Here is a 22,080-nt window from a genome sequence, read left to right as displayed (position 1 = left end):
CATGGTTGATCACATCAAAACACGCGTCATCCCCGACCGCCTGACCACCCCGACCCAGCGCATCCTGCGCAGTTGGGAGGCCCTGCTGCTGCTGGTTGCCGTCGGGATTTTCATCCTGAACAGCTTTGCCTCGCCCTATTTTCTGGACGCCTGGAACCTGAGCGACGCGACCTTCAACTTTACCGAAAAGGCCATGATTGCCTTTGCCATGGCCCTGCTGATCATCGCCGGAGAGATCGATCTGTCGGTCGCGTCGATCATCGCGCTGGCCTCGACAGTTATGGGGATGGTGATGCAGGCGGGCTTTGGCACGCCGATGATCGTGCTGGCGGGGCTGGTGACGGGTCTTTTGTGCGGAGTGTTCAACGGCGTGCTTGTGACGCGGTTCAACCTGCCTTCGATCGTTGTGACCATCGGCACCATGAGCCTGTTTCGCGGCATCAGCTATATCGTGCTGGGGGACGGAGCCTTCCGCGGCTACCCAGAGGGGTTTGCGGTATTCGGGCAAGGCTATGCGTTCTGGGTGATCTCGGTCGAACTGGTGATCTTTGCCGTATTGGCCGTTGTTTACGGGGTTATCCTGCACAAAACCAACTTTGGCCGCGCCGTCTATGCGGTGGGGAATAATGCGACCGCCGCGATGTTCTCGGGCATCCGGGTGGGCCGCGTGAAGCTGACCCTGTTCATGCTGACCGGATTGATGAGCGGGATCGCTGCCGTCTGCCTGACCTCGCGTCTCGGGTCCACGCGGCCCTCTATCGCCTCGGGGATGGAACTGGAGGTGGTGACCATGGTTGTCCTTGGCGGGGTCAATATCCTTGGCGGGTCTGGCACCATTCCGGGCGTTGTGATCGCGGCGTTTGTCATGGGGCTGGTGACGTTCGGGCTGGGGCTTTTGAACGTGCCGGGGATCGTAATGTCGATCTTTATCGGCGCGCTGCTGATCGGTGTGATCGCCCTGCCGCGCCTGTTCGCCAAGCTGAAAGGGGCCAAGTGATGGAGAAGTATGCCTTTCGCATGACCCTGAATGAGGGGCAGTTGGACGAATACCGCCGCCGCCATGACGAGATCTGGCCAGAGCTGGTGACCCTGCTCAAGGATGCTGGCGTTGCCGATTATTCCATCCACTATGACGCCGAAACGCGGGTCCTGTTCGGGGTCCTGTGGCGGCGCGAAGATCACGGGATGGCTGACTTGCCCTCGCATCCGGTGATGCAAAAATGGTGGGCCCACATGGCTGACATCATGGAAACCCACCCCGATAATGAGCCGGTCGCAATCCCCTTGGAAACGGTGTTTCACCTGCCATGAGCCACATTGCCGTCATCGACGTGGGCAAGACCAACGCCAAGCTGGCCTTGGTCGACAGCACCACGATGTCCGAAGTGGCCGTGGTCACGCGCCCGAACAAAGTCCTGCCCGGCCCGCCCTATCCCCATTTCGATCTGGAGGGGCATTGGGCGTTCTTTCGCGCCGCCCTTCGGGAGCTTCACCAGACCCACGGGATCGACGCGATTTCGGTGACCACCCACGGGGCATCAGGCGTACTGCTGGACGAAACCGGTGGCCTCGCCTGCCCGATGCTGGACTACGAGCATACCGGCCCCGATGACCTGAGCATCGATTACAACGCCTTGCGCCCCGATTTCGCCGCGACCGGTTCACCGCGTCTGCCCATGGGCCTGAACCTTGGGGCGCAGCTGCATTGGCTGCTGGAAACCCAAGACGGGCTGCGCGATCGGTTGGCCCATTTCGTGACCTATCCCCAGTATTGGGGCTACTTGCTGACCGGCACGTTGGCGACCGACGTGACTTCTTTGGGCTGTCATACGGACCTCTGGAACCCGTTCGAGCAGACTTTTTCACCGCTGGTTGGGGCATTGGGTTTGAGCACCGTCATGGCCCCCGCGATGCGGTCGGATGCGGTGCTGGGACATGTCACATCCGCACTCGCGGCCGAGATCGGGTTTACCCGCCCCATCCCCGTAACCTGTGGAATACACGACAGTAATGCCTCGCTTTACCCCTATCTAGGGCAAGAAGCCCCCTTTGCTGTCGTTTCGACCGGCACTTGGGTCGTGGCGATGGCCATCGGGACAGAACCCCGTGATCTGGACCCTGCCCGGGACGTGCTGGTGAACACCAATGCGCTGGGGCAGCCCGTGCCGTCAGCACGCTTCATGGGCGGGCGGGAATACGAGTTGATCCGGCCCGTCCACGCGGCCCCCACCGATGCCGACCGCGCCACCGTTCTGGACGGCATCTTGCTGCTGCCTTCGGTCGAGCCCTCCTCGGGCCCCTTCCAGAACCGCCAAATAGCGTGGATTGGCCCCGAACCCACGGGCGGTCCCCGTCTGGTCGCCCTGTCATGGTATCTGGCCTTGATGACACGCGAATGCCTTGATCTGGCCGGTGCCCAAGGCCCTGTGATCGTCGAAGGCCCCTTTGCCCGCAACGCCGACTATCTGGACATGCTGGCTGCCCTGTCGCCCCATGGCGTGCAGGTGGCCACCAGTCTGACCGGCACGTCTGTCGGCGCGGCCATGCTGGCGGGCAAATCGCATCCACCGAAGCTGAGTTCGCACAGCCAACCTCTACAGGGCGACGCCCTCAGGTCTTACGCTGATGAATGGCGCAAAGCAGTTCGCCAGTAGTCCGCGAACCGACAGCCGTAGAACCCAAAATATTTGCGCTCCTGTTTTGCATAATTTTTCACCTCAGACGTGAAATATTTTCTGAAACATCGATCACGGAATCGTTATTGCGTTGAAGCATTCTGCAGATTGCAGCAAAGGAGGCGCGTGCTTTGCGATATTGATTCCATCGAAGGCACGCATTTTTATTTTGGAAAATCAGATGCTTAAAAATGTCTTTTGCGCCGCGATCGCCGCGAGCGTGCTCTCTTCGGCTGCCTTTGCGGATGTTCGCGATGATGCGAAATGGGCCATTGATCAAGCTGCAGGACAACTTCCGAGCGAAGTCGTAAATGCACTTTCGGTTGGCAGCGGATGCATGATCGACCGCGCAGACGAATATGACGTCGGCCTGCTGGTCGCAGGCAGCGCAGCTGGTGGCGCCTTTGTCCTGTTGAAAGCAGCCAAGCAAGTCGCCCGTGGCAACGCACGCGGCTGTTTGCGGGATCAGGGCGCAGAGTGGGTCATCGACACTCTTGATGCATACGATCCGACCACTCAGGTGATGAACGGCGTCGCAGGCGCGGTCGGCGGACTGTTCGGCCAGTAAATTCTTCGGGGCAGGCTTCAGAGCCTGCCCTGTCCCCCAAAGGGTGCTGACCTACCGCCCCACGAACCGCGCAGGCGTAATGCCGGTGATCCGCCGGAACATCGCGATAAAGGCCGACGCCGTCCCGTAGCCCAAATCCAGCGCCACGCTTTCGACCGTCTGCCCCTGTTGCAGCAGGGAAATCGCGTGAACCACCCGTTCGCGCTGCCGCCATTCCGTCAGCGACATCCCTAAATCCCGCTCGCAGCGCCGCAAGAGGGTGCGCTCACTCAGGCCAAAGGCTTTGGCCAGGTCCGCGTTGCTGCGCGGATCGGCAGGGTTATCGCGCAGGACATCCAGAATGCGGGCCAGTTGCCGGTCACTGCTGTCAGGCACAAAGCTGTCGGTCACGGTGCAATTTGCCAACTCATCCACCAGCACCCGCAGGAAACGGCTCTGCCGGTCCGACCCGTCGAAAACCTGCTCTTTAAGGGTGTCCAGCATCGCCCGCAACAAGGGCGTCACGACCAAAGAACAGGTGTGATCCGGCATATCCCCGCACAAATCCGCGCTGATATAGACCGAAATGTGCACCACTTCGCGCCGGTTGAACCCCAACTGCAAGGCCCCCTCGGGAATCCAGAACCCCATATGAGGCGGCGCCAGCAGGTGCTTGTCCTCGGTCCGCAGTTCGGTCACGCCGGAATAGGAATAGACGAACTCGCCCCACGGGTGGCGCATCTGGGGATAGGAGCCGTTCGCGGGCATGCTCTCGAGCCGAAAGAAAACCGGCGCGGGCAAGCGGTCGCGAAAGGGCGGTTGGCGCAGGTGGGGCGATGTCATGACTGCCTGCAGATATCGATTGGCGGATACGCGCTATATGCGCCCATTTTGCCAGAATAGATAGAGGGCCAATTTGCCAATGACAGGTGCATTCATGAAAAAGCCTATTGATTCCAGAGTGATCGGCGTGATGGTCATTCTCTGCATGATTTGGGGGCTACAGCAGACCTCGATGAAAGTGGTGGCCGGTTCGGTGGATCCCCTGATGCAGATCGGGGTGCGCTCGGGCATCGCAGCGGTGCTGGTCTGGGGCTTCAGCCGTTTGTGGCGGCGGGACAATTGGCACCGCGGCATCTTTCTGGGGCCCGGCCTGTTGGCTGGCCTACTGTTCGCGTCAGAGTTCTTACTGGTGGCCGAGGGCCTGCGGTTCACCACGGCCTCCCATATCTCGGTCTTCCTCTATACGGCGCCGATCTTTGCGGCGATCGGCCTGCATATCGCGCAGCCCGATGAACGTCTGTCGGTGGTCCAGTGGGTCGGAGTCACCGTTGCATTTGGCGGCGTGGCGGCGATCTTTCTGCTGCCCGAGCTTGGTGCCGCCTCCTCCGTCACGCGGGGCATGGTGATCGGAGACCTTTTGGGGCTGGCGGCGGGGCTGTGCTGGGGCCTGACAACGGTCGTGATCCGCACAACCCGCGTGGCTGATGCGCCGCCCACGCAAACCCTGATTGCCCAGTTGTCCGTCGCCGCGATGATGGCGCTGGGGGTATGCTTTGTCACCGGCCGCGCGGGGATCACACCGACCCCGATGGTTCTGGCCAGCCTGTCGTTCCAAACCCTGATCGTGTGCAGCATCAGCTTTCTGGTTTGGTTCGGGCTGCTGCAGGTCTATCGCTCGTCCCGGCTTGGGGTGCTCAGCTTTATGACACCCGTCTTCGGTGTCGCCTTCGGGGCGTTGCTGCTGGGGGAACCCATCACGCCCGAATTCCTGCTCGGAGGGGTCATGGTCTTGATCGGTATGACCATCGTGCAGGCGCAGGAGTGGTTTTTGTCGCGAAAACCAGCCCCTGCCCCGTGTTCATAACGCCATCAGGCAGCATGGTCGGGCCCTGACATCAGGGCCCGCGCCGTCCGCTGTTTACTGGACGAATTTCCAGAGCTGACCGGACACATTCTGGCAGCTGTCCATGAACGAACCGCCGTTCATCGAACCTGCGCGCTGGTTCCCCTCGAGGCACTCGTTCTCGCCCTCACGGAATTGGGTGGTCAGCTTGTAATAGCCGTTGCCCGCCGGAGTAGCCTTCCATTTCTGGCCGGTCACGTTCTGGCAGCTGTCCATAAAGGCGACGCCGTTCATCGAACCGGCGCGCTGGTTGCCTTCGAGGCACTCGTTCATGGGCTCGCGGAACTGGGTGGTCAGTTTGTAGTAGCCGTCACCGGTGGGGGTAGCCTTCCAGATCTGGCCGCTGACGTTCTGGCAGCTGTCCATGAAAGCCGCGCCATTCATCGAGCCTGCGCGCTGGTTGCCCTCGTAGCATTCGTTGTTCCCTTCGCGGAACATCGTGGTCATTTTGAAATAGCCTTCGGGGAAACCTTCGGCCATTGCGCACACGGGCAGGGCCGCAGAAAGCAAAACAGCGGCAGCAGTCACTTTGAAAACAAAAGACATTATAGACCCTCTAATAAATGTCACCTTGGTAAATGCGAACTTTTCTGGATTCGCTAATGCATTTAGATGCCAGTTTTATTTTTTAACAAGGGGAAATGTTTTGCAGAAATCATGACAAAAGGATGACATATCTTGAATATATGAATTACCCATTTAATTCATGAATTCGGAACGAAAATCCTGAATTAAATCCAGCCCTCAGGACAAAAAACCAAGGCCAATCCGAGCCTCCCTACAAAGCCGAGGGCACCCCTGAAGACAATACAGATCGACTAAGCCAATAAATCAAAAATACGCAAATAACCGACAGAAATATAGGTGTATCTCTGAGCCATTCATAGAGATCCAGATAGACCAACCTTACGCACCCCAAAGATGGTCGAAAGAGTGTTGTGCAACAAAACATTCCCAACCATGATGAGTGAAACGCCAAAACCTATTTCCACCAACACGAAACAACATACCTATCGAACCGAATTCCAAAGGCAAACCACAACGTCTTCACCAAATTTAGCACGTAATAAAAAGTACCACACATTTTCCAGAGCAAATTCCAAATGCATCCACTCGCAAAATTCCTTTTGATTTCATCAGCCCTCACCATCGGAACAGCAGCTTCCGCACAAAGCAGTTTACAGGATATTTCACAGGAGTTTTTCAGGATGAAAAACGGAGGATTTGCTAGGTTCGGCACCGAGGCCTGCCTTGATCTGCTGCAAGGCGGCTGGCTGGATATGACGCCCGTCATGGCGCCATGCCATGACAGCGATACCCAATTTTGGCATCTGGTTCCCGTGACGCTGCCCGCGAGACAGTTGCAACTTTATGCGTTGACCTCCAAGGCCAAGGGCGATGGGTTCTGCCTGACGCTGGATGGGAGCTTGGTCGAACACGAGCTTCATCTGACCTCCTGCGACACGCAAATCAGCGACAATCAACTCTTCCAGATCAAGGCCGAGGCCTCGGCGCCCGAAAACACCACCGGTCAGTGGCATACGCTAGAGCCGCTTCTGAGCATTGATCGCCAGCAGTTCGACCAGATGATGCTTGTGGTCGACACGCCGCCCGAGGGCGACGGCTGGCCCCATATCAACGGCATCGACTTTGTCGGGGCGGGGCGCAGTTGGGGGCTGTTCCCGGAGGGTCAGACGGGTTCTGTCCCCGCGCCCTCGCCGGACACGGCGGTTCAATTGGCGCAAATGGTCGGACGCTGGCAGTCGACGACAGACACGAAGGAAGTGATTGAATTCATGAGCTTTGGCTCGGGATACCTGATGATATCGAGCTATGACGGACAGGTGCTGTCCTCTGATCCAGCGTGGTTCCAGCAGACTTGCGACGGCCGCACCTCTATCGCCCCCGAAGGGTTTCTGGCCGTCGGGGATGCGGCCGCCCCCCTTTGTTATGCGGTCACGCTAGAGCCGTCGCGGCTGGATCTGACCTATCTGCCGCGCGGAAACACCTTGACGTACCAACCCGCCGCTGACCTGACGCAGCCTGCCGTGACCGACCGGCGCTGTGGTTGGCTCAGCTTTGCCGGCCCCGCGCCGATGACCGTGGAACTGACCGATGCAGAGCGAGTTTGGCCCCTGACCACGAATGGGGTCGAGGTGGCTGGTCTGAGCACCTTTGGGGCGCTCCGGTCGGACCCGTCCTATGCGCAGGACCAAGGCGTACGGGTGACCCGCTATTGCGGATGTCTGGACATGACCCACGCTGGCCCCAATGTGCAAAACGTCGCCAAATTCCAGCAAAAGCCGCTCAAGGCCTGCTCGGGCGACAAAAAGCTACCCAAGTAGCCCCCTAGCGGATGGTGTAACCGCCATCCGCCACCAGATTTTCGCCGTTGATGATCCCCGCCTGATCCGAGCACAGATACATCGCGGCTGCGGCAATTTCGGACGGGCGGGCGAAGCGGCCCACGGGGATGTCGCGCTTGGCCTGTTCGCCCTTTTCGCCGCTCCAACCGACAAGGGCCATGGGAGTTTCGACAACCGTTGGCGAGATTGCGTTGACCGTGATCCCGTACTGCGCCCATTCCAGCGCCAGAACCTTGGTCAGGGCGATCAGCCCCGCCTTGCTAGCGCCATAGGCCGCGTGTTCGGCAATCGCAACCAGGGCTGCCTGACTGGACATATTGACGATCCGGCCTGCCCCGCTGGCCTTCAGGAACGGAAACGCCGCGCGCGCCATCAGCCACGGCGCGCGCAGGTTGATCGTCTGGGTCAGGTCCCACATCTCGACCGACTGCTCCTCGGCGGGGGCGACCACGCCTAGGCCCGCGTTGTTGATCAGGATGTCGATGCCCGCGGCCTGCCCGATCAGGGGAACGGTGCGCGCGATGGCATCCGCGTCGGTCAGGTCCAGCGTCCACGCGCTGTGCCCCTGCCCCGGCAGGTCCGCGATCATCCCAGTGCAATCGGCCCGATCAACCAGCGCCAGACGCGCCCCGGCAGCGGCAAAAGCCTCTGCCATCGCAACGCCGATCCCACCGGCCGCGCCGGTCAGCAGAACGGATTTACCGGTGAAATCAGTCATCGCGTCACCTCAGATGTCAAAGTTCGTGGGCAAAATCACCTGATCGCGGATCGTCACGGTCCGCTTGCGGGTCAGGGCAAAGACAATGGCGTCCGCGACCTCTTCGGGGTCAATCAACGAACCACTTTCCTTGGCCTTGCGCAGGTTTTCTTCGGGCCAATCCGCCAGCAGAGCAGAGATCACTGGACCGGGTGACACCTGTCCCACACGAATACCGTGGGTCCGCAACTGGCGGCGCATGGTCTGAACGAAACAGGTGATCGCCCATTTCGAACCGGAATACACAGGCTCCCACGCGATGGCGCTATGCCCCGCGACCGAGCAGGTGACCCAGATATCGCCGATGCCGCGGTCCTTCATATGGGGGATAACGGCCAGCGTGTTCTTCATCACCGCGTTGACGTTCAGGTTCAGCATCCGGTCGATGGCGGCGGGGTTCGTCTCGTCCAGATCACCGCCGATATAGGTGCCTGCGTTCAGATAAAGGATGTCGATATGCGGCACTTTTTCTAGGATTTCAGGGACCATCGCATCGCAGCTGGCAGTGTCCAGCAGGTCGGTGACTTGGGCGATGGCGTTGGGCCCAAGCTCGGCGACCAGTTTATCCAGCGCAGCGGTGTCCCGGTCGACCATCACGACCGTGGCCCCTTCGGCCAGCAGCGCGCGGGTGGTCGCCAGACCAATGCCAGAGGCCGCACCGGTGATGGCGGCGATTTTTCCGTTCAGGCGTTCAGCCATTTCAGTTCTCCATAGATAAAATCGGGTTCAGACGGCAAGGAAGCCGCCGTCGATGGGCAGGACCGCGCCAGTGACCATGGGCGCGTCGTCCCCCATCAGCATCAGGATGGAGCGGGCGACGTCCTCGACCTCGGCAAAGCGGCCCATAGGGTGGCGAACCATCATCGGGTCTTTGGCAGCAGGGTCGGACCATGCGGCGGCGGCCAGTTCGGTCATGGTGACGGTCGGAGCCACGGCGTTCACGCGGATCCCGTGCGGGCCAAGCTCGCGAGCCATGACGCGGGTCGCGCCCTCTAGCCCCGCTTTGGAGGCGGCGTAGACCATGTGGCTGTCAAAGCCCCGATGCCCCGCGATCGATGTGACGTTCAGGATCACCCCGCCGCCGCCAGCGGCCACGCGGGCACGGGCGAATTCCTGAGCGCAGATCAGGGCCGCGCGCAGGTTGATGCCCATGACGGTCTCGTAGCCTTCGTCGGTCATCTCCAGCACGGTTTCCAACACGTTGGTCCCGGCGCAGTTGATCAAGCCATCGCAAAGGCCCGCCTGCCCCATCGCGGTGCGGGCGGCAGCGTTGTCCATCAGGTCGGCAGATATGGTTTCGCACCCCGTCTCGGCGGCAAGGCTGTCCAGATCGGACCGGGTGCGGGCGATGGCGATGGCGGTGGCACCTCGGCGGGACAGTTCCTGAACGCAGGCGCGGCCGATGCCTTTGCCTGCGCCGGTGACAATGATGCGTTTGCCCTGAAAATCTTGGGACATTCGGGAAATCCTTTAACGATGGGCCGCACCGGTGCAGGCGGCGTGATAGGTCTGAAGGCTCTGGGTGACGCGCCAGATCAGCAGGTCTTCGGGGTCCAGCGGCGCTCCGGCAAAGCGGGCGGCGGCAGGCAAGTGCTGCCACATCAGGGGCAGCGGCACGGAATGGCCGCGCAGGGCATCGAGCAGTGTTTGGACAGCCGACTGTGCCTCGGGCGTGGTCCAGTAATAGCGGATGCGGTCGGACAGGGAATAATGGCGCAGGACGCGCTGCTCGGCCTCGGACCCGTGGTAATGGCGGGCCCAGTTGGCGGGCTGGCGGGTCATCAGCGCCTCCATCGCGGAGAAGAGCGGCCGCGCGCCATAGTCGGGCAGCATATCACTGGCGATCAGGTCGAGGGCATAGAGCGCCTCTCGCAGCACAAACGTCAGTTCCGGTCCGACCTTCAGAATGGGGAACCCGTCGCGGACGAGTTGGGCCAAGGGGGCGGTGCCTTGGTAGTCGGTGGAATGTGCTTCGAAGATCACCTGAGGGGTGTCGTCCAGCACGGCGGTCAAGCCCTTGGCGGCCTCGGGGCGATAGAGGATCGTGTTCTTGTTGCCGAACTCGACGCCCGGTTGGACGACCAGCCCAAGAACGCGGGCGAAAGCGGCCTCGAGCCCCTGTTCGGTGAACACCTGCCGGTGGATCGCCAGCGTCTGGCGGGCCGCATCTGGGGCAGTCGGAGCGATTGTGGTCAGCTCGTGGTCCGCGCCGCCGGGAGGCGGGACTTCGGTACCGATGATATAGTGGGGCGCGGGCAGATTTTGCGCCTGCGCGGTGTCCTCGGCCACGCGGGCCAGACGGGCGGCGCGGTGGGCGGTGGCGGTGTCGTCCAGCGCCTCGGGCTCGCCCGCACAGCCCATCGAGGCATCCAGATGGATCTTACCGAACCCCGCCGCGACATAGGCGGCGACCATCTGCGCAGCCTGTTCCATCGCCTGATCGGCGGGCAAATGGCGCCAAGGGTTCGGCCCCAGATGATCCCCCCCCAGCACGATCAGATCGCGGGGACAGCCTTCAGTTTCGGCCAGATCATAGACCATCGCAGCGAAATCAACGGGGGTCATGCCGGTATAGCCGCCAAGGTGGTTCACCTGATTGCAGGTCGCCTCGATCAGGACGGTCGCGCCGGTGTCGCGCCCGTGCCTGAGGGCCGCGCGCAGCACCAAGGGATGGGCGGAACAGACCGAAGTAATTCCGGCAGGCTCGCCGCTGTGATACCGCGGCGCGAGGTCGGTCAGAGCTAGGGGCATCAGGTCAATCGCTTTGTTTCTGAAATGAATTGGTCCAGTTCGGTGCGGGTGCCTGCGCCCTCCATCGGGCCACGGAAGGTGACGTTCCGCGCCCCTGCGGCGTTGGCATAGGTCAGCGCTTGTTCGGGCGGCATCCCGAGGCGGCGGCACGCCACATAGGCCCCTCCAAAGCAGTCGCCCGCACCGGTCGGGTCGATTTCCGTGACCGCAAAGGCAGGCGCGTGGGTGCGGGCCCCATTGGGCAGTGCGCAGGTTGATCCCTGCGCCCCGCGTTTGATTGCCACCTCTTTGACGCCAAAATGGAATAGGCGTTCCAACGCGTCCTCTTCTCTAGCATCCGTGGTCAAATCAGCCGCCAGATAGAGTTCATCCCCCGAGGGCAGCAGCAGGTCCGCCATCCCCACCATCTGCGCGAACCGGCGGCCGGTTTCGCCATCCCCGCGCAGTTCCTTGCGCATGTTGGGGTCCAGGGAAATCGTGCCGCCGCGCGCCTTGATCATCGTTGCGGCGCGTTCGGTGATTTCCCAGATCGACTGATGCCCCAGCAAAGTGCCCATGACGTGCAGGTGGCCCGCTCGGGCGCAGACCGCCTGAACGTCCTCCGTCCAGCCCAAAGCCCCCGCCGCCGAGGTCCACATGTTGAAAACAAAATCCCGCGCCCCATCAGGGCGATAGCGGACAAAGGCGGTGCCCGTGGGCAAGACCGAGTCCGTGCGAATGCCACTCACGTCAACGCCGTCCCGTTCCAGCCGCGCGATGTTCACGCGACCGAAGTCGTCATTGCCCACGGACCCCACCATGGCGGCCGATCCCCCGATGCGTCCCGCCTGATCGATAAAAATCGCGGGTGCGCCACTAGGATACGGCCCCACCATCGGAACGGGGTCCAAGAACCCCTCTCCGGTGGTGGTTGCCACGATCTCGGCCAGTATCTCGCCGATGCAAAGGGTCGGTCCCAGCGCGTCGGGCGCTAGGTTGGTTTGGTCAGTCATGTCGGATGGTCCTGCGGATCAGGCGCGGATGTTGGTGGCGCGGCGGCGTTCGGCCTCGGCCCATTTCAGTTCGATGAACTGCTTGGCGTGGGCGGCCAAAGGGTCATTTTCAGTCCATGTGTCGCGCCAGATGGCGCAGGCCAGCGACAGCCCTTCGTCCACGATCGCGGTCGAGAAGCTTTCGAACACCACGTCGCGGTTGTAGCCGATCTCGACTAGCGCATCGAAGACCGGATCCCAGTCGATCGTGCCATCGCCGAGGTAACCTCGATTGGATTCCCCGATGTGGAAGTAGCCGATCTTGTCCCCCGCCATACGGATCGCGGCGGCCAAGTTGGCCTCCTCCATCTGCATGTGGAAGGTGTCCATGTGCAGGCGAACGTGGTCATTGCCGGTTTCAGCGATGAACTTCAGCCCCTGCGCGGTGGTGTTCAGCAGGTTGGTTTCAAAGCGGTTCACCAGTTCCAGCACCAGATCAACGCCAGCGGTCTGCGCGATTTCAGCCGTCTCGGCGATCGCTTGGACAGAGTTCTTCCAACCATCCGTGGTGGGCTGACGGTTATACTTGGTATGCGCGGAATAGAGGATGCCCCCCAGTTTATCGCCGCCCACGTCACGAACAGCACGCACGGCATCGGCCAGCATGGCCTTGCCTGCGGCGACGGCATCGGGGTCCTCGGACGAGACGTCCTTGTCCAAGGGCAGACCCATGGTCACGCCGATCTGTACGTCCAATTCCTGGCTCTTCTTGGCCAGCCGGTCCAGATCGAACAGTTCGGGGCGCAGATAGGCGAACTCGATGCAGCGATAACCATGCTCGGCCGATTTCTCGAGCGCCATCTCGAGACCCTCTTGCGTCTGGCCTCCCGTCCAGACGAAGGAGTGTATTCCAAGGCGTTTCATTCCAGTTTTCCTCCCGAAACGACCGCTATTTGGCGGTCGGTGGTGCGTCAGATAATTCTGCAGACATCAGTAATTCGGCGGTCACATCGTCGGTGACCAAGGTATCCACCAGCCCGCGCTTGCAGGCCGCACGGATGATTTCAACTTTGTGAGGGCCAGCGGCGGCCATGATTTTCTCGGGCACGCGCTGGACCTTTTCCAGCAGCATGCCCACCGCACGGTCATCGACAGCCTTGGATACGGAGTTGCCGTCCTTATCCAGGAACTGCCCCAGAACGTCGCCAATGGCGCCCTGTTCGATCAGGCTGGCGGGGGTCAGTTCGTTTGGCAGCCCGTGGCTGACGAGGAACGACTTGTTCGACACGTTCGAACAGGTCAGCAGCACCGCATCCAGATTATCGAACTTCTGGAAATGTTCGCGCAGGGCGAACTGGGACAGGAACAGATCGCGGTCCAGCCCCTCGGACAGGTAAATCGGGGCGGTCAGGATCGAATAATGCGCGCCCAAAGCCCGCGCGAACCCCGACGCGATCCCGAATGAATTGAACGACGATCCCTGCGCCGTCCCCCCGAGGATCGAGACGACCTCGAGATCGGGGTGGTTCTGCTTGGTCAGACGGGCAATCGCCGCATCCAAGGTCAAGCCCCACGACACTCCGAACGACGACCAGCCCCCCGCCCGCAGGCGTTCCGTCAGCAGAGCGGCCAGCGCCGCCCCCGTAGGCTGGTGGTAATCATAGGCATCGCGGTTCGCGGGCGTGACCACCGCGCGGTCGATGCCAAGGGTGCTTTTCAGGCTTTCCTGCATCTCGATCCGCGTGGTGAAGGGGGACTCGATCTGGATCTTAACCATGCCCAACTGACGCGCCCGCTGGATCGCCTGATTTACCCGCAAACGGGTGACATCCATCAGGCGCGCGACTTCGGCCTGGGTCATCTCGTTCACGTAGTAGTGCCAGCAAACCTCCGTGATGAAGGCTTCGCTGTCCTCGATCAGCTCGCGTGCCATGGTTCGACTTTCCTCCTTGATGCGGTGCGTTGCCGCTTACTGCATCGAAGCACACGATGACATACAAAACATATGTATGGCAATCCCAACATTTGAAATTTTAACACTTGCATGAATCAGTTTACAAATGCATGAATTGCGGCGGGGAGGCAGGGCGACTCAACGCATTGGTGTGCTTGGGGCGCGCTGGAAGCCCGAATTCCAAGGGAGGAAAATCATGAACACCGTATTCAAGCTTGCCGCGTCCGCGCTGGCTCTGTCCTTTGCGGCAGGCATGGCGAACGCCGATGATGCATTCTGGAAAGAGGCCGCCGCCCCCTATCAGGGCGTGACCCTGCGCGGCGTGACGGAATCGTCGCCGCCGTCGCTCTATATCCGCGAAGTTCTGGCGCCCCAGTTCGAAGAACTGACCGGTATTCGCGTCGATATCGAGACCACCTCGTGGGACCAGATGTTCGACAAGGCGATCAAAGATATGGAAGCCGGAACAGGTATTTACGACATGGTGTATATCGAACAGGATATCATCTATTCGTATCTGGCACGGGACTTCTTGACCGACACCACCCAGCTACTGGCGGACCACCCCGAGCTGAAGGCCCCCACCTATGACGAAGGCAATTTCACCACCTTCGCGGACTACTTCAAAGGGTCGAACGGGCACCTCTATGGCATCCCGATGGAAGCCTTTATCAAGATTTATCTCTACCGCACCGACCTGTTCGGGGACCCCGATATTCAGGCCGCTTTCAAAGAGTCCACCGGCCGTGATCTGACCCCGGCGACCACCCACGAAGAGTACACCGAGATCGCCAAGTTCTTCTACGATTACGGACAGAAAAACAACCTTCAGTTGTGGGGCGCGACCGTTCAGGGCCACACCGGACACCCCGCATCGTGGTACGAATACGTCGAAACCATCGCGCCGACTTTTGGCATCTACAACTGGGGCATCAAGGCCGACAACAACTACGCCGCATCGGTTGCGAACGGCGGCGAGATGAACTCGGACACTGCCAAAGAGGCGCTTCAGTGGTGGCTGGACCTGCGCCAGTACGCGCCGCCTGAATCGAACCAGTCCACCTGGACCGAGGTCGGCACCACCTTTGGCGCGGGCCGTGCGGCGCAGGGTCTGGTGTATGGTGAAAACGCGGGCTGGATCGCCTCGGACCCCGAGAAATCGCTGGTCGTGGGCAAAGTGGGCGTCGCCCTGCCCCCGCTGTCCGACGGTGTTCTGGCCGAAGCCGAAGCGGGCGAGGGCTATATCGGCTACTATGACGGCGGCGCGTTCGGCCTGCCCTCGACCTCCAAGAACAAAGAGGCGGCAGCCCTGTTCCTGGAATACATCGGTCAGAACGAAGTCCAGCCCGATTGGGCCGTTGCAGCGCCGCGCGTGACCAATACCGCGACCTATGACGACCCCAAGGTTCAGGACATGAACAAGGAGCTTGGCGGCTACTACGACATGCTGAAGGACAAGGGTTACCTGTTCGCTGGCGCGCCCGCCTATCCGTTCCACGCGCAGCTGCGCGAGGCCGTGGCCCCGACCTTCTACAAGATCCTGACCGGTGACGTCAGCGTCAGCGACGGTCTGGACCAGATGGCCGAGATCGCCGAAGCGACCCTGACCGAACTGGGCTACCGCAAGTAAGCGATCCTCCCAATCGCGAGCCCAAGGGCCGTCACCTTCCCCTATGGGGTGGCGGCCCCCTTTGACCGGCGCAGCTGCGCGCCGGAGCATTTTCGCGCATCGAACATTACAGGGAGCATGACGATGCAATCCAACAGACTGGGATGGATTTTGCTGGCGCCGACGCTGGCCATTCTGTTCTTCTTCGGCGTTTTGCCCTTTATTTACGTGGTTTACGTGTCGTTCCACCAATGGAACCCGTTCGCCGCTGACCCCCACATGATCTTCAACGGGGCGGACAACTTCCGCAAAATCGTCTTTGACGCAGAGTTTCTGAACTCGGTCGGCGTGACGGTACTGTTCGTCCTGTTCGCGGTGATTTCCGAGCTGGTCGTGGGCTATATCCTCGCCCAAGCCTTTATGAAGGAATTCCCCGGCAAGGCCATTTTCCGCACCATTCACACCCTGCCCCTGATCATGGCCCCGATCATCGTGGGCTCGGTCTGGAAGCTGATGATGACGCCGTCCATCGGGATCATCCCCCATTACCTGAACGAATGGTTCGGGATCACCGTGAACATCGGGACCTCGCCCGTGGCCGCGTTCACCACGATCATCATCATGGACATCTGGCACTGGACCCCGCTGGTCACCCTGACCCTGATTGCCGCGCTGGTGTCCCTGCCCCCTGATCCGTTCGAGCAAGCCCAGATCGACGGCGCGAACAAACGCCAGATCTTCTTTCACATCACCGTGCCGATGATCGCCCCCGCCGTTGTGGCCACCGTCTTTATCCGCCTGATGGACGCCCTGCGCACCGTGGACGAGGTCTGGATGCTCACCGGTGGTGGCCCCGGATCGGCCACCCGTTTTGTGGGCGTGCATATCTTCAAAGAGGTCTTCCCCAAGACGAACTACGGCTACGGATCAACGATCTCGGTCATCGTCCTCTACCTCACCATCGTCGCGTGCTGGCTGCTCTATGTCACCATGCTGGCCCCCCGTAACAAGAAGGACTGAGCGCGATGAAAAAGAACAATCCGATCATTGCCATCGTCTTCTGGAGCCTTGTCAGCTTTCTGACCCTGTTCCCGATTTACTGGCTGTTTGTCATCTCGGTGAAACCGGCGGTGCAGCTGTTCTCGACCCCTGATGTGATCCTGTCGGACCCCTATTGGGGCAACTACGCCAAGGTCTGGGGCGATCGCCTGCTGCGCAGCTACATGGTGAACTCGCTGGTGATCTCCACGGGCAACGCGCTGCTGTGTACCATCCTCGGGTTCTTTGCCTGCTATGCCCTGTCGCGGTTCAAAATGGCCGGTAAGGAAAGCCTGTTTTTCTGGACCATCACCAACCGGATGGCCCCGCCCGCCGTATTCCTGCTGCCCCTGTTCCTCTTGATGACCCAAGTCTACGCGGTCGGTGATTTTCGCCTCTTGGACACGCGGATCGGCATGATTTTGGTCTACTGCACCTTCAACCTGCCCTTCGCGATCTGGACCCTGCGCCCCACGCTGGACGGCATCCCCAAGGAACTGGACGAAGCCGCCTATGTGGACGGTGCCTCGAGCTGGAAAGTCATCACCGAGATCGTCTTCCCCCTCTGCCGCCCCGGTCTTGCCGTCACGCTGATCCTGACTTGGGTGTTTGCGTGGAACGAATACCTGCTGGCCGCGACTTTGACGAACTTTAACGCCCGCACCTTGACGACAGGCCTGTCGGAATACGTCACCACCACGGGCACCGAGTGGGGCATCATGGCGACCATTTCGGTCTTTACCCTGATCCCGGCCCTGATCGTCTTTGGCCTTGTGCAAAAGCACATCGTGGCGGGCCTGACCTTTGGCGCAGTGAAAGGCTAACCCCATGAGCAATCACGATAACACGCCCTTGTCCTCGGCCCACCACGAAGAAGAGGACACCCCTGCGGTGTCCTCCTCCAAAGCCGGCTTCCTGCCGATCGAGACCAACTGGTTCGACCGCCTGTTCATCTCGGTCGTCATCTGGGTCGCACTTTCGCTGCTGTGGTTCCGGTTCATCGAGCCGATGGGCCTGAGCATCTGGATTTCAAACGCAATCGCGCTGGCCTTGGCCGTGCTGATCATTTCGAAAGGCTAATTCCATGAAGTCACTCGTGATGGAGCGCAAGCTGGAGCTGTCCTTGCGCGATTTCCCCGAAATCTCGAAGGCCGAGGAAACTCTTGGCCCCCGCGATGTCCGGATCAAGCTGCACACCGTCGGCATCTGCGGATCGGACGTGCACTACTACACCCACGGCAAAGTCGGCCCGTTCGAGGTCACCGAACCCATGATCCTTGGCCATGAGGCGGCAGGCACAGTGATCGAGGTTGGCTCTGACGTGCAGCATCTGGCGATTGGCGACCGCGTCTGTATGGAGCCGGGCATCCCCGACCCCACCTCCAAGGCCGCGCGTCTGGGGATGTACAACATCGACCCCGCCGTCCGCTTCTGGGCAACGCCCCCCGTTCACGGCGTCCTGCGCCCGACCTGCGTGCATCCGGCCGATTTCACTTTCAAGCTGCCCGATAACGTCAGCTTTGCCGAGGGCGCGATGGTCGAACCGCTCGCAGTGGGCGTCCACGCGGCCACCAAAGCGCGGGTCAAACCGGGTGATGTGGCGGTGGTTTTGGGCGCTGGCCCGATCGGCTTGGTCACAGCCCTGTCGGCGCTGGCCGCAGGCTGCGCGCGGGTCTTCGTGACCGATCTGGCAGAGAAAAAACTAGAGATCGCTGCCAGCCTGTCCCCCGCTATCACCCCCGTCCACGCGGGCAAAGACGACCTGACCGCCACCGTCATGGCTGCGACCGAAAACTGGGGCGCAGACATCGTGTTCGAGGCCACCGGCGCGCCCAAAGCCGCAGCTGGCGTGTTCCAGCCGCTGGCCCCCGGTGGCTGCGTGGTCTTCATCGGCGGACAGGCCGATCCCATCGCCTATGACGCGGGCGCGGCAATGGTCCGCGAAGCGCGGGTCGAGAATATCTTTCGCTACGCCCATGTCTTCCCGCGCTGCGTGGGGATGCTGGCCAGCGGGGCCATCGACGTGAAACCGCTGATCACCCGCAATTTCGAATTCAACGACTCTGTGCGCGCCTTCGAGATCGCCGCGTCCGCCCCTGTGGCCGACGTGAAGATGCAGATCGAACTGCCGCAATAAGGAACGACCCCAATGGCTCAGGTAAAAATCGACAACGTGATCAAGCGCTACGGCTCGCTTCAGGTGATGCACGGCGTGAACGTGGACATCAACGACGGCGAGTTCGTGGTTCTGGTCGGCCCTTCGGGTTGCGGCAAATCCACCCTGCTGCGGATGTTGGCAGGTCTGGAAGAGATCAGCGACGGCACCATTTCCATCGGTAAGCGCGTGGTAAATAACGTCCCGCCCAAGGAACGGGACATCGCGATGGTGTTCCAGAGCTACGCTCTGTATCCCCACAAAACGGTCTACGACAACATCGGCTTCCCGCTGAAAATGGCGAAACGGCCGCAGGACGAGATTGATCAGAAAGTGCGCGGCGCCGCCGATATTCTGGATCTGACCAAGTACCTCAAACGCTACCCCAAGGAGTTATCCGGCGGCCAACGCCAGCGCGTCGCCATGGGCCGCGCTATCGTCCGCGATCCGCAGGTCTTCTTGTTCGACGAACCGCTGTCGAACCTCGACGCGAAACTGCGCGTCACCATGCGGGTCGAGATCAAGGAACTGCACCAGCGCCTTGGCACCACCATCGTCTACGTGACCCACGACCAGATCGAGGCCATGACCATGGCCGACAAAATCGTCGTGATGCGGGACGGACGGGTCGAACAGATCGGTGCGCCGCTTGATTTGTATGACAACCCTGCAAACGTCTTTGTGGCGGGGTTCATCGGCTCTCCCTCGATGAATTTCATCCACGGCACCATCGTGACCGAGGGCGGACTGCGCCAGTTCCGCTCGGACAGCGGCTTGATGCTGCCCCTGCCCCACACTTCGGTGCCCGATGGCACCAAGGTCACCTATGGCATCCGCCCCGAGCATATCTCGATCGCCGATCACGGGGTGCCCCTGCGCGTGGTTGTGGTCGAGCCGACCGGATCGGAAACCCAGGTCTTTGCGAAACATGGCAGCGACTTCATCGACGCCATGGTAAAAGACCGGTTCAAAGCGGCCCCGAACGCCGAGGTCCACTTTGCCATCGACCCCGCGAATGTTCACCTGTTCGACCGCGTGTCCGAGCAGCGCCTGTGACCAAAAGGGGCGCCCGCGCGGCGCCCCTCTCTGCCAAGGAAAGCCAATGCCTCAAGCCGTTATCTTTGATCTGGACGGGTGTCTGGTGGACAGCGAAATCCTGTCGATCAGCGCAATTACCGAAGAAATTCAGGATATGGGCGCCCCTCAGGTGACCTATGACTACATTCGGGACCGCTTTCTGGGGGTGTCGATGCGGGTGATCTGCGAGCATGTGGCCGAGCAAACCGGCAAGACCTGCGCCGATGATTTCGTGGATCGGGTAGAGGCCCGCCTCTTTGCCCGCTACCGCACGGATTTGCGCCAGATCGAGGGCGCAGCCGCCATGCTGGACACCCTGCGGGACATGGGCATTCCCGTGGCGATTGCGACCGGTGGATCGATCCGGCGCATGGGGGAAACGCTGGGTGTTTCGGGCTTGGCCGGCTATTTTCAAGGGGCCGCGTTCAGCGCCGATCAGGTGGAACGGGGCAAACCTGCGCCCGATCTCTTTCTGCTTGCCGCCCGAGAACTGGGTGTCGATCCCGCAGATTGCGTGGTGATGGAGGACTCGCCCCACGGCATCCAAGGCGCCCTTGCCGCCGGGATGCGGGCGGTCGGTTTCGTCGGAGGCAGCCATCTGGACCCCATGCGCGAAGCCCATCGCACCCTACTGCTGTCCAAGGGGGCCGAGCGCGTTTGCGACACGATCCCCGAGACTCTGAATGCCATGTTGATCCGGTGAAGGGAAAAGTTGTATGATAAATCACAGGTCAGCTAACGAGTTACGAGTAAAGCCATGAGCTATTTGGGTCTTGATCTGGGCACATCGGGCCTGCGCGCCCTGTTGGTCGATGCCGAAGGCCAGCCCATCGGCGCGACCGAACGCGATTATCCGCTGTCCCATCCTCATCCCGGCTGGTCCGAACAGAACCCCGCCGACTGGATCGCCGCGCTGGATTCCGCGGTCGAGGAGCTGCGCACCACCTATCCCCAGTTCGCCGATCTGCGCGGGATCGGGGTGGCGGGGCAGATGCATGGGGCCACCTTGCTGGATGCCAGCGACACCGTTCTGCGCCCCTGCATCCTGTGGAACGACAGCAGATCCCACGCCGAGGCCGCCGCACTGGACCGCACCCCCAACGTCCGCGATCTGTCTGGCAACATCGTTTTTCCCGGCTTTACCGCGCCCAAACTGGAATGGGTCCGCACCCACGAGCCCCAAATTTTCGAGCGCATCGCCAAAGTGCTGCTGCCCGCTGCCTACCTGAACCTGTATCTGACCGGCGACCATGTGGCCGACATGTCTGACAGCGCGGGCACCTCTTGGCTGGACGTGGGCAAACGGGAATGGTCGGACGAATTGCTGACCCTTGGCCATATGCGCCGCGATCAAATGCCCCGCTTGGTCGAGGGGACCGAGGCCGCAGGCACCTTGCGCCCCGAACTGGCCCACCGCTGGGGCGTGTCCCCACGCGTGGTCATCGCGGGCGGCGCGGGCGATAACGCCGCTGCAGCCTGCGGGATCGGCGCGCTGAACGAAGGACAGGGGTTTGTCTCGCTTGGAACCTCTGGCGTGCTGCTGGCGGCGCGGGACGGATATGCGCCCGCCCCCGAAACGGCAGTGCACACCTTCTGCCATGCCATTCCCGGCCGCTGGTACCAGATGGGCGTGATGCTGTCCGCGACCGACAGTCTGAACTGGTTTTCCCGCATCACAGGTGCCAAACCCGCAGAACTGACCGCCGCATTGGGGCCTGATCTGATCACCCCCGGCACCACTCGGTTCCAACCCTATCTGTCTGGCGAACGCACCCCCCACAACGACGCCAACGTGCGCGGGAACTTCGCGGGCCTTAGCGCAGGGACGACCCGCGCCGACATGACCCGCGCCATTCTCGAAGGCGTTGCCTTTGGCCTGCGCGATAGCTTTGAGGCTTTGCGCGCCACCAACGCCAGTTTTGACGAGCTGATCGCGATTGGCGGCGGCACACGGTCAGCCTATTGGCTGTCGCTGATCGCGACGGTGCTGGACACGCCCATCCGCCTGCCTGCTTCCGGCGAATTCGGGGCGGCTTTGGGCGCAGCCCGCTTGGGGATCGCCGCCGATCAAGGCACCGACGTCACAGACATCATGACACCGCCCGCCCTGTCCGCCAGCATCCAGCCCGTCACCGCGCTGAAGGGGACGTTTGACAGCGCCTATGATGCCTTTCGCGCCAGCTATCATTGGCAAAAACAGGCGCCTCTGTAATCCCCGAAGCCCTACAACGTCGCGTTCCTTTTGACCGTGTTCTTCGGAATGGCTTAGGCTGG

Annotated in this window: 23 protein-coding genes; 14 read left to right on the top strand and 9 right to left on the bottom strand. The window is 61.3% G+C overall.

The features are described from left to right. Position 1 precedes the first annotated feature (1 nt). The 4 genes from HJ536_RS13395 (at position 2) to HJ536_RS13380 (ending at position 3,243) form a co-directional block, all read left to right on the top strand. Positions 2–997, top strand: a complete 996-nt coding sequence (locus tag HJ536_RS13395) for an ABC transporter permease (RefSeq protein ID WP_177158181.1) — start codon at positions 2–4, stop codon at positions 995–997. Continuing rightward, a complete protein-coding gene (rhaM, locus tag HJ536_RS13390) occupies positions 997–1,311 on the top strand; it encodes an L-rhamnose mutarotase (RefSeq protein WP_177158097.1) in 315 nt (104 codons plus the stop codon). The genes HJ536_RS13395 and rhaM overlap by 1 nt, the downstream gene beginning before the upstream one ends. Further along, positions 1,308–2,654: an FGGY-family carbohydrate kinase gene (locus tag HJ536_RS13385; RefSeq protein ID WP_177158096.1), complete on the top strand. Its 1,347-nt coding sequence runs from the start codon at positions 1,308–1,310 to the stop codon at positions 2,652–2,654. Before rhaM ends, HJ536_RS13385 begins: the two co-directional genes overlap by 4 nt. Before the next feature lie 112 nt (positions 2,655–2,766). Next, complete coding sequence (locus HJ536_RS13380) at positions 2,767–3,243, top strand: hypothetical protein (protein WP_177158095.1); 477 nt, start codon at positions 2,767–2,769, stop codon at positions 3,241–3,243. Between the two features lie 51 nt (positions 3,244–3,294). On the opposite strand, the gene HJ536_RS13375 is transcribed toward HJ536_RS13380, so the two are convergent. Continuing rightward, the gene (locus HJ536_RS13375) at positions 3,295–4,065 is read right to left on the bottom strand and encodes an AraC family transcriptional regulator (protein WP_177158094.1); all 771 of its coding nucleotides are present in this window, start codon (positions 4,063–4,065) and stop codon (positions 3,295–3,297) included. Positions 4,066–4,159: 94 nt separating this feature from the next. On the opposite strand from HJ536_RS13375, the gene HJ536_RS13370 reads away from it, so the two are divergent. After that, entirely contained in the window at positions 4,160–5,089 is a 930-nt protein-coding gene (locus tag HJ536_RS13370; RefSeq protein WP_177158093.1) for a DMT family transporter, read from the top strand. Positions 5,090–5,143: 54 nt separating this feature from the next. Here the strand turns inward: HJ536_RS13370 and HJ536_RS13365 are convergent, their stop codons facing one another. After that, on the bottom strand, positions 5,144–5,674 hold the full coding sequence (locus tag HJ536_RS13365) for an RICIN domain-containing protein (protein WP_177158092.1): 531 nt from the start codon (positions 5,672–5,674) through the stop codon (positions 5,144–5,146). A gap of 662 nt (positions 5,675–6,336) precedes the next feature. Between HJ536_RS13365 and HJ536_RS13360 the strand changes: the two genes are divergently transcribed. After that, positions 6,337–7,473, top strand: coding sequence for a DUF4087 domain-containing protein (locus tag HJ536_RS13360; protein ID WP_177158091.1), 1,137 nt, complete (start codon positions 6,337–6,339; stop codon positions 7,471–7,473). A 4-nt stretch (positions 7,474–7,477) separates the two neighbouring features. Here the strand turns inward: HJ536_RS13360 and HJ536_RS13355 are convergent, their stop codons facing one another. From HJ536_RS13355 to HJ536_RS13325, 7 genes are read right to left on the bottom strand one after another with little or no spacing between them, the layout of a single operon-like run. After that, positions 7,478–8,212 (bottom strand): GolD/DthD family dehydrogenase, encoded by a 735-nt coding sequence (locus tag HJ536_RS13355; protein ID WP_177158090.1) that lies wholly within the window; start codon positions 8,210–8,212, stop codon positions 7,478–7,480. Positions 8,213–8,221: 9 nt separating this feature from the next. Next, positions 8,222–8,950 (bottom strand): SDR family oxidoreductase, encoded by a 729-nt coding sequence (locus HJ536_RS13350; protein WP_177158089.1) that lies wholly within the window; start codon positions 8,948–8,950, stop codon positions 8,222–8,224. 27 nt (positions 8,951–8,977) lie between these two features. Then, a complete protein-coding gene (locus HJ536_RS13345) occupies positions 8,978–9,709 on the bottom strand; it encodes an SDR family oxidoreductase (protein ID WP_177158088.1) in 732 nt (243 codons plus the stop codon). Between the two features lie 12 nt (positions 9,710–9,721). Then, a complete protein-coding gene (locus HJ536_RS13340; protein ID WP_177158087.1) occupies positions 9,722–11,002 on the bottom strand; it encodes a D-tagatose-bisphosphate aldolase, class II, non-catalytic subunit in 1,281 nt (426 codons plus the stop codon). Then, positions 11,002–11,994, bottom strand: a complete 993-nt coding sequence (locus HJ536_RS13335) for a tagatose kinase (protein WP_177158086.1) — start codon at positions 11,992–11,994, stop codon at positions 11,002–11,004. Before HJ536_RS13335 ends, HJ536_RS13340 begins: the two co-directional genes overlap by 1 nt. A gap of 18 nt (positions 11,995–12,012) precedes the next feature. After that, positions 12,013–12,897 (bottom strand): sugar phosphate isomerase/epimerase family protein, encoded by an 885-nt coding sequence (locus tag HJ536_RS13330; protein ID WP_177158085.1) that lies wholly within the window; start codon positions 12,895–12,897, stop codon positions 12,013–12,015. A gap of 25 nt (positions 12,898–12,922) precedes the next feature. Next, complete coding sequence (locus tag HJ536_RS13325; protein WP_177158084.1) at positions 12,923–13,906, bottom strand: sugar-binding transcriptional regulator; 984 nt, start codon at positions 13,904–13,906, stop codon at positions 12,923–12,925. A gap of 217 nt (positions 13,907–14,123) precedes the next feature. Between HJ536_RS13325 and HJ536_RS13320 the strand changes: the two genes are divergently transcribed. The 8 genes from HJ536_RS13320 (at position 14,124) to xylB (ending at position 22,018) form a co-directional block, all read left to right on the top strand. Then, complete coding sequence (locus HJ536_RS13320) at positions 14,124–15,557, top strand: extracellular solute-binding protein (protein ID WP_177158083.1); 1,434 nt, start codon at positions 14,124–14,126, stop codon at positions 15,555–15,557. A gap of 123 nt (positions 15,558–15,680) precedes the next feature. Beyond that, a complete protein-coding gene (locus HJ536_RS13315; protein ID WP_177158082.1) occupies positions 15,681–16,556 on the top strand; it encodes a carbohydrate ABC transporter permease in 876 nt (291 codons plus the stop codon). Between the two features lie 5 nt (positions 16,557–16,561). After that, the gene (locus HJ536_RS13310) at positions 16,562–17,398 is read left to right on the top strand and encodes a carbohydrate ABC transporter permease (RefSeq protein ID WP_072704501.1); all 837 of its coding nucleotides are present in this window, start codon (positions 16,562–16,564) and stop codon (positions 17,396–17,398) included. 4 nt (positions 17,399–17,402) lie between these two features. Next, positions 17,403–17,654, top strand: coding sequence for a DUF2160 family membrane protein (locus tag HJ536_RS13305; protein WP_228028719.1), 252 nt, complete (start codon positions 17,403–17,405; stop codon positions 17,652–17,654). Positions 17,655–17,658: 4 nt separating this feature from the next. Further along, positions 17,659–18,711, top strand: coding sequence for an NAD(P)-dependent alcohol dehydrogenase (locus tag HJ536_RS13300; RefSeq protein WP_177158081.1), 1,053 nt, complete (start codon positions 17,659–17,661; stop codon positions 18,709–18,711). Positions 18,712–18,723: 12 nt separating this feature from the next. Continuing rightward, entirely contained in the window at positions 18,724–19,785 is a 1,062-nt protein-coding gene (locus tag HJ536_RS13295) for an ABC transporter ATP-binding protein (RefSeq protein ID WP_177158080.1), read from the top strand. Positions 19,786–19,831: 46 nt separating this feature from the next. Beyond that, positions 19,832–20,509: an HAD family hydrolase gene (locus HJ536_RS13290; protein WP_177158079.1), complete on the top strand. Its 678-nt coding sequence runs from the start codon at positions 19,832–19,834 to the stop codon at positions 20,507–20,509. 54 nt (positions 20,510–20,563) lie between these two features. Then, positions 20,564–22,018 carry a xylulokinase gene (xylB, locus tag HJ536_RS13285; RefSeq protein ID WP_177158078.1) on the top strand — a complete coding sequence of 485 codons (1,455 nt, stop codon included), beginning with the start codon at positions 20,564–20,566 and terminating at the stop codon, positions 22,016–22,018. Positions 22,019–22,080 lie beyond the last annotated feature (62 nt).

This window comes from Donghicola mangrovi, assembly GCF_013377535.1.
GTDB classification, from domain to species: Bacteria; Pseudomonadota; Alphaproteobacteria; order Rhodobacterales; family Rhodobacteraceae; genus Donghicola; species Donghicola mangrovi.
Note: the sequence above shows the minus strand (reverse complement) of the source record. Positions and strands in the feature narration are given on the sequence as shown.